Source organism: bacterium, assembly GCA_028821235.1.
Lineage (GTDB): Bacteria > Actinomycetota > Acidimicrobiia > Spongiisociales > Spongiisociaceae > Spongiisocius.
This window is the reverse complement of sequence record JAPPGV010000147.1, coordinates 40860-55979: the sequence shown is the minus strand read 5'-3', so window position 1 is coordinate 55979 and position 15120 is coordinate 40860. Positions and strand designations below refer to the sequence as shown.

15 protein-coding genes and 1 other RNA gene are annotated in these 15120 nt (G+C 65.4%); 11 read left to right on the top strand and 5 right to left on the bottom strand.

The genetic code is table 11. The features are described from left to right. The 6 genes from OXK16_15110 to OXK16_15085 all read left to right on the top strand — a co-directional run. Nucleotides 1–182 (top strand): hypothetical protein (locus OXK16_15110; GenBank protein MDE0377271.1); only part of this gene is annotated, 182 nt, incomplete at its 5' end. Beyond that, nucleotides 175–573 (top strand): cytochrome c-type biogenesis protein CcmH, encoded by a 399-nt coding sequence (locus OXK16_15105; GenBank protein ID MDE0377270.1) that lies wholly within the window; start codon nucleotides 175–177, stop codon nucleotides 571–573. The genes OXK16_15110 and OXK16_15105, both read left to right, overlap by 8 nt. Continuing rightward, nucleotides 566–1339, top strand: coding sequence for a tetratricopeptide repeat protein (locus OXK16_15100; GenBank protein MDE0377269.1), 774 nt, complete (start codon nucleotides 566–568; stop codon nucleotides 1337–1339). The genes OXK16_15105 and OXK16_15100 overlap by 8 nt, the downstream gene beginning before the upstream one ends. Continuing rightward, entirely contained in the window at nucleotides 1336–1935 is a 600-nt protein-coding gene (locus OXK16_15095; protein ID MDE0377268.1) for a redoxin domain-containing protein, read from the top strand. Before OXK16_15100 ends, OXK16_15095 begins: the two co-directional genes overlap by 4 nt. A 500-nt stretch (nucleotides 1936–2435) precedes the next feature. Then, entirely contained in the window at nucleotides 2436–5225 is a 2790-nt protein-coding gene (locus OXK16_15090; GenBank protein ID MDE0377267.1) for a PPC domain-containing protein, read from the top strand. A gap of 181 nt (nucleotides 5226–5406) precedes the next feature. Next, on the top strand, nucleotides 5407–8241 hold the full coding sequence (locus OXK16_15085) for a PPC domain-containing protein (protein MDE0377266.1): 2835 nt from the start codon (nucleotides 5407–5409) through the stop codon (nucleotides 8239–8241). Here the strand turns inward: OXK16_15085 and OXK16_15080 are convergent, their stop codons facing one another. The 4 genes from OXK16_15080 to OXK16_15065 all read right to left on the bottom strand — a co-directional run bounded on the left by OXK16_15080 (nucleotide 8242) and on the right by OXK16_15065 (nucleotide 10901). Next, entirely contained in the window at nucleotides 8242–8520 is a 279-nt protein-coding gene (locus OXK16_15080) for a hypothetical protein (GenBank protein MDE0377265.1), read from the bottom strand. 18 nt (nucleotides 8521–8538) lie between these two features. Next, nucleotides 8539–8991, bottom strand: a complete 453-nt coding sequence (locus OXK16_15075; protein ID MDE0377264.1) for a hypothetical protein — start codon at nucleotides 8989–8991, stop codon at nucleotides 8539–8541. A 74-nt stretch (nucleotides 8992–9065) separates the two neighbouring features. Then, nucleotides 9066–10100: an anthranilate phosphoribosyltransferase gene (trpD, locus tag OXK16_15070; GenBank protein MDE0377263.1), complete on the bottom strand. Its 1035-nt coding sequence runs from the start codon at nucleotides 10098–10100 to the stop codon at nucleotides 9066–9068. A 156-nt stretch (nucleotides 10101–10256) separates the two neighbouring features. After that, nucleotides 10257–10901 (bottom strand): aquaporin, encoded by a 645-nt coding sequence (locus OXK16_15065; GenBank protein ID MDE0377262.1) that lies wholly within the window; start codon nucleotides 10899–10901, stop codon nucleotides 10257–10259. A gap of 150 nt (nucleotides 10902–11051) precedes the next feature. Here OXK16_15065 and OXK16_15060 point away from each other — a divergent pair, with 150 nt between their 5' ends. Next, nucleotides 11052–11450, top strand: coding sequence for a hypothetical protein (locus OXK16_15060; GenBank protein MDE0377261.1), 399 nt, complete (start codon nucleotides 11052–11054; stop codon nucleotides 11448–11450). Between the two features lie 29 nt (nucleotides 11451–11479). On the opposite strand, the gene rnpB is transcribed toward OXK16_15060, so the two are convergent. After that, nucleotides 11480–11845, bottom strand: an RNA gene (gene rnpB, locus OXK16_15055) — RNase P RNA component class A. An 85-nt stretch (nucleotides 11846–11930) separates the two neighbouring features. On the opposite strand from rnpB, the gene OXK16_15050 reads away from it, so the two are divergent. From OXK16_15050 to OXK16_15035, 4 genes are all read left to right on the top strand, one after another. Beyond that, the gene (locus OXK16_15050; protein ID MDE0377260.1) at nucleotides 11931–12623 is read left to right on the top strand and encodes an SOS response-associated peptidase; all 693 of its coding nucleotides are present in this window, start codon (nucleotides 11931–11933) and stop codon (nucleotides 12621–12623) included. Between the two features lie 634 nt (nucleotides 12624–13257). After that, the gene (locus OXK16_15045) at nucleotides 13258–13860 is read left to right on the top strand and encodes a histidine phosphatase family protein (GenBank protein ID MDE0377259.1); all 603 of its coding nucleotides are present in this window, start codon (nucleotides 13258–13260) and stop codon (nucleotides 13858–13860) included. After that, nucleotides 13857–14369: a DUF3090 family protein gene (locus tag OXK16_15040; protein MDE0377258.1), complete on the top strand. Its 513-nt coding sequence runs from the start codon at nucleotides 13857–13859 to the stop codon at nucleotides 14367–14369. Before OXK16_15045 ends, OXK16_15040 begins: the two co-directional genes overlap by 4 nt. Beyond that, nucleotides 14366–15058 (top strand): SCO1664 family protein, encoded by a 693-nt coding sequence (locus OXK16_15035; GenBank protein MDE0377257.1) that lies wholly within the window; start codon nucleotides 14366–14368, stop codon nucleotides 15056–15058. Before OXK16_15040 ends, OXK16_15035 begins: the two co-directional genes overlap by 4 nt. Nucleotides 15059–15120 lie beyond the last annotated feature (62 nt).

Below are 15120 nucleotides of genomic sequence, written 5' to 3'. Positions count from 1 at the left end.
GGGGAGACCTGTACGTCTCGCTCACCCGGCTCGACAGCTCGGGGATGGTGGCCGATGTCTGGAGCTACCCACTCCAGTGGATGGTGTGGCTGGGCGGGCTGGTGACGGCCGCCGGAGCCGGATTCTCGCTCTCGGCCGTGGCGAGCCGGAGACGGCAGGCAGCGAGGGCCGGCCATGACTGACCGCCGCGCCATCCTGGCGGGCGCCGCCACCCTCATCCTGGCGGGGATCGTCGGGTGGGGCCTGGTGGTCGGTGAGCCGAGCGAACGTGACCGGGTGGAGGCGCTCGGCGCCCGGATCCGGTGCCCGGTCTGCCAGGGGGAGTCGATAGCCGACTCCCCCACCCCATATGCCAACGACATCCTGGGCTTCGTGGAGGAAAAGGTGGACGCGGGCTGGAGCGACGAGCAGATCCTGGACTACCTGGAGGCCAGGTTCGAGGGCATCCGGCTGGATCCCCGCTTCTCGGGCACCACGGTGCTGCTCTGGGTGCTGCCGGCCGGCGTGGCCGCGGTCGGCGCCTGGCTGGCCTTCCGGCGCCTGATCCGACGACCGGAGCCTGCCGATGGGTGACGGGCCGCCGGTGAGCCGGCGGCGGGCCCTGATCGAGGCGGACATCCGCGACGTGCGCCGGCAACTGGCCGACGAGGAGCTCGACGCCGTCACCGCCCGGCGGCTGATCGAGCGGTACCGGCAGGAGCTTGACTCCGTCGAGGCCGGGACGGAGGACGGAGACCCTGAGCCGGCGGGGCCGGGCCGATCCGGGCGGCGCCTGGCGGGGACGTTGCTCCTGATCGGCGCCGTGATAGTCGTGTCGGTGACCGCCTACTTAGCAATCCGGCCCAGGGAGGGCGGGTTCGTGACCGGCTACTCGGAGACGCCGGTAGACCTTTCCGAGGTGACCAACGACCAGATGGAGGCGGTCATCGCCGCCAACCCCGACGTGCCGGAGATCGCCGCCATGCGGCTCAGCCTGGCCGACCGGTATTTCGAGGCCGGGGAGTTCTCGAACGCCCTCCCCCACTACCTGGGCGCTCTGGACGGTGACCTCGACCGCACCCGCCGTTCCCGTGCCCTGGCGAGGGTCGGTTGGATGACCTTCGAGTCCGGCAATGCCGGCATCGCCCGGTCCTACCTGGACGAAGCCCTGGCGGTGGATGACGGCTACGCGGAGGCGCACCTGTTTCTCGGGTTGCTGCTTCTCGCCGAGGGGGACGCCGCCGGCGCGCTGGAACACCTGGAACCCCTGCTGGAGGAGGAGAACCTTCCCGAGGGGATCCGGGGGGCGATCGAGGACAGGATCGCCGAAGCCCGGCGGCAGGCGGAGGTTGGCGGATGAGCTCTCGCGGGCGCTACCTACTCGTGGCCGGATTGGTGGCCGTCGGCCTGGCCGTGGCCGTCTTCGCGGCCCGGTTCGGGGACGAATCCGGCGGGAGCGCCTCACCGGTCATCGGCGCAGCTGTTCCCGACCTGACCCTCCCCCACCTCGATGGCGACGGTTCCGTGAATCTGCAGGAGTTGAGCGCCTCGCACGACGTGGTGGTGGTCAACTTCTTCGCCTCCTGGTGCCTGCAATGCCGCAACGAGCACGCCGATCTCATCTCTACGGCGGACGCCTACCACGACCGATCGGTGCGGTTCCTGGGAGTCGCCTTCCAGGACGCCCCGGCCCGCGCCACCGCCTTCCTGGACGAGCTGGGCCGGGGTGGCGCCACCCGGTACCTGTCCGATCCGGGGTCCCGCGCCGCCATCGAGTTCGGAATCTTCGGCGTCCCCGAAACCGTCTTCATCTCCGGCGGCGTGATCGTCGGGAAGTTCCTCGGCGAGTCCGACGCCCTCACGCTCACCGGAGCCCTGGAGCAACTCCTATCGGGCCAGGCAATCGAGTCGAGACAGGTAGGCGAATTCCGCCAGTCCCCGCCAGACCGCGCGTAGCGCTCCCGGCGCGGCTTCTCTCCAACCCGGGGGACGCGATCAGAGTCGCTCGACGCACTAGGGCATGTTCGTGGGCTAGCTTGAGACGTGTGCACGCTGTGAAGAGTCGACTGTCTCGCTGCCGGATTAGAGACCCAGGAACAAGGATGCCGGCCGGGCTCGTGGAGCCAATGGCCTCGCCGTGCCATCTCAGTTGGACCTCGGTATTCCCTGCCTTGGCTGTCATGATCGTCCTGGCGGGTTGTGGGGGCGACTCGACACGGGGGTCAGCGACCACCGCCGCCAGCAGCACGACAACGATTCCGGGCGCAACAGCTGCGCCAACCAGCACGACGACAATCCCGTCCGATACGACCGAAGCTGCCGCCGACTTCGATGTCGGCGTGGATGCGGACACCGAATGGGGAGAGGTGTCCAACGCTCTCACCACCACCGAGCAGGAGTGCATCCGCGACACCTTCGATGCCGACCTGTTGGAGTCGGTGCTGGCCCGACCAGTCATGTCGGAGTCGGACACCCCGGAGGCGTGGGAGGTCTCGATGTTCTCCTGCCTCGCCCCTCAAACCGCCCGAGCCGTGTTCCTCGCCTCGCTGGTCGCCGGGATGGAACAGGATGGTGTGTTCCGAACATACGCAGAAGCGCAGTCGTGTCTGGATGAGTGGGTGGCCGGGATCGACGTGGTTGCCACGATGGTGGCCCTGTCGGTTGAAGGCGCCGAGGCGGCAGGGGAAGTCACCACCGCCTTAATGAGGTGCAATCCGGATCTGGTCATATCACTCATACTCCAGGAGACCGGCCTCACCCTCGAAGACCTCAGCGAAGAGGAAGCATCCTGCCTCCACGAATGGGCAACCAACACCGACTGGACAACCCTCGCCACCGGCGCCAACGCTGATCCCTTGGCCGTGAACCTCCTCATCGGCTTGTTGGAATGCGCTCCTGACCTACTGCCTTGGCACCCCAGTGGCTGGCGTTGGAACCACGCGATCGAACACGCAACACCGGTTGAGATAGGTGTGGTCACACTCGACGAAGACAGAGACCTCTTCGCCTTCGAAGCTACGGAGAGCGGACTCTACGAGCTAGACGTATCCCTCGATGACTACGCAATCGACATATACGACGCCGACGGCACCGAGCTGGCCGGTCGGGGGCACGGCTCGTATACGGCCCCGGTCATATGGCCCGCCCCCGCCACCGGCACCTACTACGTCCGAGTAACAAGCATCGAGACCGGCGCCTACACCCTCACCATCACCACTTCAGACATCGTGGACGACCACCCGAATTCGACAGCAAACGCAACATCGGTCGCGATCGGCGCAGCCACCCAAGGCGAACTGGAGTACGACGGTGACATCGACTACTTCGCCTTCGAGGCCACAGAGGGTGAGTACTACGACCTAGACGTCACCCACGAAACCCTCCAGCTCGCCATTATCTACGTATACGAAGACGAGGCGGGCTTTCTGGCCAACGGTATCGATTTTCGCGACTCGCCAGCGCCGCCGCTCACATGGCAGGCACCCACCACACGCGCCTACTACGTCGGAGTATTCAGCTTCGACAGAGGCACGTACACCCTCACCATCACCATCTCAGACATCGTGGACGACCACCCGGCAGACAGCACAACACCCGTCGAGATCGGCATAGCCACCCATGGAGAACTGGAATACCCAGCCGACATCGACTACTTCACCTTCGAAGCCACGGGGGGCCAGGAATACGCACTGGACGTTACCCTCGGAACCCTCCAAGACTCCGTACTCGAACTATTCCACGCCGACGGCTTTCGGCTGGGCGCCAACGACGACTACGCCGACTCGACGGCATCCCGTCTCATGTGGCACGCACCCGCCACTGGCATCTACCACGTCCAAGTGCACAGCTATGGCCGCAGCACCGGCACGTACACCATCGGCATCTCACGCATCATCGTGGACGACCACCCGGATACGGCAGCTAACGCAACATCCGTCGAACTCGGCGCGGCCACCCAAGGAGAACTGGAACACGACGGCGACGTTGACTACATCGCCTTCGAAGCGACGCAGGGCGAGTACTACGAACTAGACGTAACCCTCGAAACCCTCCCAGACTCCAGGCTCACCATCTACGACACCGACAACTCTTGGCAGGCCAGCAACAACGACTACGGCGACTCGACAGCAGCCCCGCTGATATGGCGCGCACCCGCCACGGGCACCTACTACGTCCAAGTAGCCGGCTTCGCCACCCTCTCCGGCACCTACACCCTCACCATCACCATCCCAGACATAGAAGACGACCACCCAAACTCGAAAGAAAACGCAACACCCGTCGAACTCGACATGACCACCCCAGGCGAACTGGAATACGACAACGACTTTGACTTCTTCGCCTTCGAAGCCACAAGAGGCCAGGCATACGAACTGGACGTAACCCTCGGAACCCTCCCTTTCTCAATACTGGACCTATACGGCGCCGACGGCAACTGGCTGACCAGCTACGACGACTACGGGGACTCGACGTCCCGGCTCGTATGGCACGCACCGGACACAGGCACCTACCACGCCGAAATAAGCAGTTGGGGCAGCGTTAGGGGCACCTACACCCTCACCATCACCACCTCAGACATCACAGACGACCACCCGAACTCGACAGCAAACGCAACACCCGTCCAGATCGGAACAGCCACCCAAGGCGAACTGGAACACGACCACGACAGTGATTTCTTCAGCTTTGGAGCCACAGAGGGCGAGTACTACGAATTAGGCGTAACCCTCGGAACCCTCCCGGACTCCGGACTGAGTATCTACGACACCGACGGAACCGGGTCCATCGCCGGCTACGGTGAATCGACAGCAGCCCCGCGCATATGGCGCGCAGCCGGCACAGGCACCTACTACGTCCGAGTACACAGCTACGACACCGGCGCCGGCACCTACACCCTCACCATCACCATCGCAGACATAGAAGACGACCACCCAAACGCGACGGAGAACGCAACACCCATCGAAACTGGCATAGCCACCCAAGGCGAACTCGAATACGGCAACGACGGCGACGTGTTCACCTTCGAAGCCATCGAGGGCGAACTCTACGAGCTAGACGTAACCCTCGGAACCCTCCAAGACTCCGTCCTCTACCTATACGACGCCGACGGCTCGGTCTTCGAGGACTACCACAGCGACGCAACAACATCCCCGCTCAGATGGGAAGCACCCGCTACAGGCACCTACTACCTCCTAGTCCACAGCTACAGGCGCAGCACCGGCACCTACACCCTCACCGTCGCTCTTTCCTAGGCCGCGAGTCGGGCGGTGGAGGTCGTCTCCGGCGCTACCCACAAGTTCGGTCGCACATCGGGGCCCTCACCCTCACCGGAGCCTTGGAGCAACTCCTGTCCGGCCAGGCGATCGAATCGAGGCAGGGCGAGTTCCGCCAGGCCCCTGGGTAACGACCATGCCGGGGTAGGCTGTGGAGCCGATGAAGTCGCGATCCCATGTCCGTTACCTCGGGTTGCTCGGGGCTTCGCTTGCCGTCATCGTCCTGGCGAGCTGTGGGGGCGACTCGACTCAGGAGTCGACGACCACCGCCGCAATCAACACGGCAACAACGGCTAGCACCACAACAACCGCTAGCAGCACGACGACAGCGCCAACCGAGACCACGGAGACTGCCGCCGATTTCGATGTCAGCGTTGATGCGTCCACCGAATGGGGGGAGGTGTTCGAGGCTCTCACCACCACCGAGCAGGAATGCGTCCGAGACTCGTTCGAGGGCGAGCTACTGGAATCGGTGCTGGCCCGACCGGTGATGTCGGAGTCGGACACCCCGGAGGCGTGGGAGGTCTCGATGTTCTCCTGCCTCGCCCCCCAAACTGCCCGCGCCGTGTTCCTCGCCTTGCTGGTCGCAGGGATGGAAGAGGATGGGTTGTTCCTGATTGACGCGGATGCGAGGGTCTGCCTGAACGAGTGGGTGTCCGGGATCGATGTGGTTGCCACCATGGTGGCCCTGTCGGCTGATGACGCCGAGGCGGCAGGGGAAGTCACCACCGCGTTCATGAGGTGCAATCCGGATCTGTTCACATCACTGATGCTCGAGGAGACCGGACTGACCCTCGACGACCTCAGCGAGGAAGAAGCAACCTGCCTCCGGGAATGGGCAGCCGACACCAACTGGGCAACGCTCCTCACCGGAGACGACCTCGCGCTTCTCGGCGACTTCCTCCCCGACCTGATCGCATGCGCCCCCGACATGTTCATCTCATCCATGATCGAGGACACCGGACTGACCCTCGACGACCTCAGCGAGGAAGAGGCAACCTGCCTCCGGGAATGGGCAGCCGACACCGACTGGGCAACGCTCCTCGCCGGAGACGACTTCGCGGTCCTCGTGGACTTCCTCCCCGACCTGTTCTCATGCGCTCCCGACATGTTCATTGCCTCCGTACTCGAGGACACCGGACTGACCCTCGACGACCTCAGCGAGGAAGAGGCAACCTGCCTCCGGGAATGGGTGACCGACTTCGACTGGGCAACCCTCTTCACCGGCTTCGCCGACGACTCCTTGTATCTGTTCGAGTTGCTGGAGTGCGTGCCCGACCTATCGTGGTCGGATCCCGGTGACCTGCCTTGGGACCAGGTGATCGAGGAGGCAACACCCATCGGGATCGGCGTGGCATTCCAGGGCGAGTTGGACCTCGAAGGCGCCGGCGACTACTTCACCTTCGAAGCCGAACAAGGCGACTTCTACCAACTGGACGTGACCCTCGGCACTCTCGAAGACTCCGTACTGGACCTATATGACGCCGACGGCACCTGGCTGGACAGCAACGACGACTATGGCGAAACAACCGCGTCGCGGCTCGTGTGGGACGCACCCGGCACAGGCACCTACTACGTCCAAGTGACCAGCTTTGGCACCGGCACCGGCACCTACACGCTCACGATCTCAGGCATCACGGACGACCATGCGAATTCGGCAGCCAACGCAGTACGGGTCGATGTCGGACTGGCCGCCCGAGGCGCGATCGACTACGAAGGCGACGGCGACTATTTCGCCTTCGCGGCTGAAGAAGGCGAGCTCTACCAACTGGACGTGACCCTCGGAACACTCGAAGACTCTGTGCTTGACATCTTCGACACCTACGGCATCTGGCTGGACGGCAACGACGACTCCGCCGAGTCCGCAGCCTCCCGGCTCTATTGGATCGCACCCGGCACAGGCACCTACTACGTACGGGTGACCGGCTTCGACGTCGGCACCGGCACCTACACCCTCACCATCGCCCTTTCGGACATCGTGGACGATCACCCCGATTCGACCGCCGACGCAACACCAGTCGAGATCGGAGTGGACACCCATGGCGCCATTGACTACGAAGGCGACAGGGACTACTTCGCCTTCGAAGCCCAAGAAGGCGAGTACTACCAGCTGGACGTGACGCTCGGAACTCTCGATGACTCCATACTCGAACTGTTCGACGCCGACGGGATCTGGCTGGACGCCAACGACGACTCCGCCGAGTCCACAGCCTCCCGGCTCATCTGGCTCGCACCCGGCAAAGGCACCTACAACGTCCAGGTAGCCAGCTTCCGCACCGGCACCGGCACCTACACCCTCACCATCGCCATCTCAGACATCGTGGACGACCACCCGAATTCGGCAGACAACGCAACACCAGTCGAGATCGGTGTGTCCGCACCGGGCGAGTTGGAATATGAAGGCGACGTGGACTACTTCACCTTCGAAGCCACAGAGGGCGGCCTCTACGAACTCGACGTAACCCGTGGATCCCTCCAAGAATCAGTATTGGACATTTTCGACGCCGACGGCACCTGGCTGGCCGGGCTGATCCGCAACGACAACACAGTCAACAACAACACCTGGTATGCACCCGGCACAGGCACCTACAACGTCCAGGTGACCAGCTTCGACACCGGCACCTACACCCTCACCATCGCCATCTCAGACATCGTGGACGACCACCCGAATTCGGCAGACAACGCAACACCAGTCGAGATCGGTGTCGCCGTCCAAGGCGAATTGGAGTACGAAGGGGACGGTGACTTCTTCGCCTTCGAAGCGACGGCCGGCGAGTCGTACGAACTAGACGTAACCCTCGGAACCCTTCAAGACTCAGTACTGGACCTATACGACGCCGACGGCACCTGGCTGGACGGCAACGACGACTACGGCGACTCGACAGCCTCCCGGCTCACATGGACCGCACCCAGCACAGGCACCTACTACGTCGAAGTAACCGACTTCGGCTCGGGCACCGGCACCTACACCCTCACCATTGCCACCGCCCTGTAACTACGACAGGGCGTCCGTGATGGCTTGGCGGAGCTCCTGCTCGGGGATGGAACCGAACCAGCGGTTGACCTCTACGCCGCCCACCGCGAACACCCCCACCGGCTGGTAGGTCACCTCGAAGTCGGCGAACACCGAATCGTCCAGCAGCCAGCGGGTGGCCCCCGAGGTGAGGAAACCGCGGGCGGCGGAGGCGGTCTTCTCGTACGTCGAAGCCCAGGCGATCGCGATCACATCCACCTGGCCGGCGAACTCGGCGGCCACAGAGTCTACGACGGGCAACTCCCGTCGGCATGTCGGTCACCACTCCGCCCAGAACAGGTAGAGGACGGGCTTGGTGGCTTCGGTCGTGACGAACGTAGTCCCGTCGTCCAGTTCCAGGGTTAGGGCCGGGATGGGAGGGCCCTCGGGAACGGCGGCTGGTGCGGTGACCGCAGTCGTCTCCGGAGCGGCGGTGGGTTCCGGAGCGACGGTAGTTTCCGTAACTGCAGTCGTCTCCGGAGTGGCGGCAGGCTCCGTCGCCACGGTCGTCTCGGGGGCGGCCGCGGTCGTGGGGGACTCGGCGGGCGAATCCGCTGCGGTGGGGCTGGGAGCTTCGGCTACGGCTGTTGTGGCTGCCGGAGTGGTAACCGCCGAGGTGGTGGCCGGCGCCGCAGGTTCGGATGAGACCTGCTCGTCCGAGCCGCCTCCACATGCCGCTAGGGCGATCACGGCGGCCAGGACGGCGACCCCCACTCGACTGCGGTTTCTCATGACCCTGGATGATAAGCATCGAGCGGATGTAAACGTGCGCCATCCGGAGGGAGATCTCCGGAGAACGTGCGGGGTCAGCCCCCGGCCAGCCCCCGGCTCCGGGCCACCACCCTGTCCAGGACGTCGCGGGCCGCACCGCTGTCGATCGACTCGGCGGCCACGGCAACCGCTTCGGCCAGGTCGTCCGTACGGCCGGATGCGGCTATGGCTGCCGCCGCGTTCAGCAGCGAGACATCCCGGCAGGGCCCGGGTTCGCCATCCAGGACGCGGCGGGTGATGCCCGCATTCACCTCGGCCGCTCCCCCAAGGAGATCGGACACGGGCGCCGGTCCCAGACCCACGTCTCGGGGCGATACCTCGGTTCTGGACACCCGGCCTCCGTCAAGCTGCCAGACCACCGAAGGACCGCTCAGGGTGAGCTCGTCCAAGCCGTCCGAGCCGTGGAACACGAGGGCCCGCTCCGACCCCCGGAGGCTCAGCACCCGGACCATGCGCTCGGCCATGCGCCCATCCGCCACACCTAGCGCGTACTTACGCACCCCGGCCGGATTGCTCAGCGGGCCCAGGAAGTTGAAGACCGTGGGAATGCCGAGCTCCTTACGGACCGGCCCGGCGAAGCGCATGGCCGGGTGGTAGACCGGCGCCAGGAAGAATGCGTAGCCCGTGTCCATGAACAACCGGCGGTTCCTCTCGGCCGGAAGGTCGATGACCACCCCGAGTGCCTCCAAAACGTCTGCCGAGCCGCACTTGGAAGACATCGACCGGTTGCCGTGCTTGGCGATCGGTATGCCAGCGCCGGCCGCTACGAAGGAGGCGGTGGTGGAGATATTGAAGGAACCGGAGCGATCCCCTCCCGTACCCACGATGTCTACGGGATCGGCGTCGCCGAGGTCGACCCGGACCGCCGCCTCCACCATGCCGTCGACCAAGCCGCCCATCTCCTCCACGGTCTCACCCTTCATGCGGAGCGCCACGATCAGGCCGGCGATCTGGGCCGGGGATGCGTGGCCACCCATTACTTGGCGCATGGCCTGCCGGGCCTGGGCGCGACTCAGGTCGCCACCCTGGGAGATGGTTCCGAGCACCTCCGACCAGGAGAATTCCGTCATGGCGCGAAGCTTATCAGTGGTCCGTCCTCCCTAAACGGGCGAGATCTGCATGACACCCTCAGTTCCGGCGGAACGGTTGACCCGAACGCGGAAGGTACGGGGCCGGGAGAAGGTAACCGACCCCGTACCTCAAAGGCCTGAGGAGGAAGGCCTTTCTCAGGAAGCCTCGGCGTTGATGAAACGGTCCACGTAGACCGCCACCGCGCCGCCTACCAGCGGGCCCACGATGTAGGCCCAGGCGTCGGTGAAGTCCGCCGCGACGATGGCGGGGCCCAGGCTCCGCACCGGGTTGACGGAGGCCCCCGTAATGGGAACCAGCGCCAGGTGGATCACCACCAGCGTCAAACCGATGACGACGGGCGCGGCGGCACTCTCGCCAGAGGTGACGCGCAGGATCACTATCACCAGGAAGGCGGTGAACAGTGCTTCGAGAGCCAGAACCCAGATCGAACCGATGTCCGCACCGTCCCCTACCACGGTCCTGCCGACCGCCGAAGCGCCCAGCACGGCGGCCACCAGGCCCGAAGCCAGAACCGCACCGGCGAGTTGGGCCACGATGTATCCGACTGCATCGGCGGCGGTGATCTGACCCCGGATAAGCTGGGCCAGCGTGACGGCAGGGTTGTAGTGACCGCCCGACACCGAGCCGAACATGTACAGCGCTATCAGAAGGGCCAGACCGAACCCGAAGGCGATGGCAGCGATGCTTCCGCCCGAGCTGAGGATCGCCATGGAACCGACCCCGATCAGCACGAACGCCCCCAGCAACTCCGCTAGGTACCTGTTGAGTGAACCAGTCAAGACGGACCTCCCCTGTTTGAAAGTGGGCTACTTGTCGCAGGTTAGACCTGCCACTATGCCCCAGCGTTTCACCGGGGCGGCGGACCCGGCCCGGCCCGGGCGGCAGAGCTGTCTCCTGGCAGGCACGGTGGTCGAAGAGCGACTGGGGTCATGAAGTCGATCAACCTGGTGGCGGTGGGGCTCGGGGCGGTAGCAGGCCTGCTCTCGATGGTCTTCGCCGGGCTGATCGGACTGGCTGTCCTGTGGCTCGGCGCCCGTTTCGGGATAGACACCGGCCAGACCGTCACCTGGGCCGTGCTGGCCCTGGCCCTGTTCGGGGGCGAGCATGTGGCGGGATACGTGGCCGGGCGCCTGGTTCCACCCTTCTTCGCCCGAATGCACGGCGCGGTCGCCGCCCTGGCGGTATACGCGGTGGTGGCCGCTTTCAGCCTGGTGGCCGGCAGTCCCGCCAGCCCGCTGACCCTGGCAGGATTCGCACTGGTCGCCGCCATCATCGGCCACGTCGCCGGCGCGTTCGGGGGCCGGCCCCGCCCCACCGATCCCTCCTAGCCGGTAGTAGTTTGATTTGCTAGCGGGGTACGGCGAGCCCGCCGGTAAGCCGGATTCTGTACCCGCCTGTGACGGGCGACGGCCATCCATCTGGGGTCTGCGTTGCCGCCAGACCTCGGTGCGGTCCACCCGAAGCTTGACCGGCGGACCACCGACGCCTCTGCTTGACCTTGCTCCGGGAGGGGTTTACCAGCCACCCCGGTCTCCCGGGATGCTGGTGGTCTCTTACACCACCGTTTCACCCTTGCCTGTGCCCCCGAGAGGGCCATCGGCGGTCTGATCTCTGTGGCACTTTCCGTCGGGTCGCCCCGCCTGGGCGTTACCCAGCTCCCTGTCCTGTGGAGTCCGGACTTTCCTCGATTGCCCTGGGCAACCGCGGCCGTCTGGCGAACTCGCCGCAGACGGACAGGATAGTGACGGTCCACCTCCAATGGCCCTACCGGGGCGAGCACGCGAGCCGCCGGTAACCTGGGCAGCCGCATGTGTGGGCGATACGTCATCAACGCCGAGCCCGACGATCTGGCCGGCTACTTCGGAGTGGATCACGTGTTGACCGAGCGTCTCGAACCCAGCTACAACGTGGCTCCTACCGATCCCGTGTACGCCGTGGCCGAGCACAGGGGATCCAGGCAGCTGGGGTCATTCCGCTGGGGCCTGATACCCCACTGGGCCGCCGACCGGAGGGGCCCGCTCAACATCAACGCCCGGGCCGAGACCGTGGCCACAAAACCGGCCTTCCGGGACTCGCTGCACCGCCGGCGGTGCCTCCTGCCGGCCACCGGGTTCTTCGAATGGGGCCATACGGAGGTCGGGAAGCATCCCTACTTCGTGAGGATGGCCGACGACTCTCCGATGGCGTTTGCCGGTATCTGGGCAGCCTGGAGGGATCCGGAAAGCGGGGAGTGGATCCGGAGCGCCGCCATCATCACGACCATGGCCAACGAGGGCCTTTCCCCGATCCACACCCGCATGCCGGTGATCCTGGAACCTGACGACTGGGATCTCTGGCTGGACCGTGACATCCGGTCCGCCGGCGCCGTCGAGCCGCTTCTAGGCCCCCTCGCCGACTCCAAGCTGACCTGGTATCCGGTGTCCCGCCAGGTCAACAGCGTGCGGAACAACCTCCCCACCAACATCACCCCCCTGCCCCGTCTCGAATTGCTCGACTCTTAGGCGACCGGAGCATTCCCAGGCCCGACGATCGCCAATTGGCCGAGAACTTGGGCTCCCGGCACCACCAGCCGTGCCCGGAACCTGAGGATCAGGGCGTCATATACGGTGCGGTGAACCTCAGGTTCGAGAGCCACGGTGAACCTGAGGATCAGGGCGTCATATACGGCGTCTTGTGCATCAAGAAACGAGAATTCCAGTCAAAACTCGCGAAAATCCGGTGCTCCGCACCGGGCCCTCCCCCGCCACCACCTGTCCTTTTTGGGAGCGTGGTCGGCCATGCCCGGCTGGCTGCCGGGCGATCGGCGGTTCGCTCCATGAGCTGTCGTTTTCCCTCGGGCCGGCCGTTCCGATCGGTCCCACATCATCGGCCGGTGTGGGTGCTTGGCGACAGGCAAGGTATATGGGAGGTGTGACAGATTCCGGCCGTCTTGGTGAGAATGCGAAGAATCCCGCTATGGCTCCCTGCTCCGAGGACTCCCGAATGTCTGGGGCGCCGTGCCGCGCCCGACGCTCCCGCGCCTTGTGCCTCCACTGCGCAGCCGCCCGGCTTCCGGTAACCGGAGCCCCACTCGTGACCACAACCCGAGAGTCGTTTACCGATGAGCGCCGGAGCGATCTAGATTCAGTCGTGCACATGACCCGCATACTCCTGGTGCGCCACGCCCCCACGCCGGAAACCGGCGACCGCCTGACCGGGCGGGCCCCGGGCGTCACCCTGGATCGCAAGGGTCGCGAGGCCGCCCGAGCCGCCGCCGAGGCGCTGGCCGGGCTGGACATCGAGGCGGTTTACAGTTCACCCATCGAACGAACCATGGAAACAGCGGTCCTGGTCGCCCGGCCGCACGAGATGGACCCCGTCGTCGAACCCGGCCTGACAGAGATGGACTTCGGCGGCTGGACCGGGCAGACCCTCGACTCGCTGCGGCGTCTGGAGGCCTGGCAATCGGTCCAGATGACGCCTTCCCGGTTCCGGTTCCCTGATGGTGAGTCCTTCGCGGAGGCCCAGCACCGGTCGGTCGGAAGCGTGGAGCGGATCGCCGGGATGCACGAAGGGAAGACGGTGGTGGCGGTAAGCCACGCCGACATCATCAAGCTGGTGATCGCCCACTACCTCGGCCAAGCCCTCGACCTGTTCCAGCGGCTGAGGATCTCGACCGCCTCGATATCCGAACTCAGCATCGAAGCAGGCCGGCCTCCGGCCGTGGTCTCCATCAACGCAACCGGGGTGGTCGTGTGACCAGCCCATCCTCCCGGCAGTTCGGACCGGTGGACCTTTTCCTTGTCGGGGCAATCGGCCCGCCGGGACAGAGGGCCTTCTACCTGTTCGTCCAGACGCAGCACGAGAGAGCCTGGTTCCTGTTCGAGAAGACCCAGGCGGCGGTGCTCGGCGAGCAAGGCCTGGATCTGATCTCGAACATGGGATGGGATGACGACGTGCCGGTGGATGATCTGGTGGCACAGGGCGCCGACCTGCCCGAGCCGACCCTCGAAACCGACGTGCTGTTCCGGGTGATGTCCATCGCCATGCGAATCGAGGGGGACGAGGAGATGACCCTGCTGCTGGAGGGTCAGGCCGACGATGAGAAGGCCACCTTTGCGATCACGCCGCAGCAACTCAGGGCGGGCGCGGTGATGGCGCTGCGAGCGGTCCACTCCGGACGGGCTCAATGCCCGGAATGCCTGTTACCCGAGGACCCCGAGGGGCACAACTGCCCATCGGGTAACGGCCACCGACTGCCCGGGTGACCGGCCCGACCGGCGACGCCTGGGACATCGCCGAGATCATCGGCCGGTTCCAGAACGCCTCCAACGCAACCTTGCTGGCGGTGACCGGTACGGGCAGGATGGTGGTCTACAAGCCCGAACAGGGACAGCGCCCGCTCTACGACTTCGACTGCCTGACCCTCCCGGCCCGCGAGGTGCTGACCTTCGAGCTCGCCAGCGCGGCCGGGCTGGACTGCGTTCCCGAAACGGTGCCGATCAGCGGGCCGTTCGGACCGGGCTCGGCCCAGGCGTTCGTGGAGGTGGACGAGGACTTCGATCCGGCGCCCCTGATCAACGAGGCCGACCCGACCCTCTGGCCGATCATCACCCTGGATCTGGTGATCAACAATGCCGACCGCAAGGCCGGGCACGTGATCGCAGACCGCTCGGGGCGGATCTGGTGCATCGACCACGGCCTGACGCTCCACGCCGAGCCCAAACTCCGCACGGTGATGTGGGGATTCTCCGGCCAGGCCCTGCCCGGCACGATGGTGGATTGCGTCAGGAGGCTCGATCAGGCTATCGGCAATCGGCTCCACGCCCGCATGGAGGAGCTCCTCGGCGGCGAGGAAGCCGACGCGCTGGCCGCCCGGGTGGAGGCGCTGCTCGACGATCCGACCCACCCCTACCCGCCTACCGACCGGCATCCCCTCCCATGGCCTCTCTGGTGAGCCGGAGGATTGATCGCGAATTCCGATTCTGTCTATCCTGTCCCGGCAATGGCGTCGCCTGC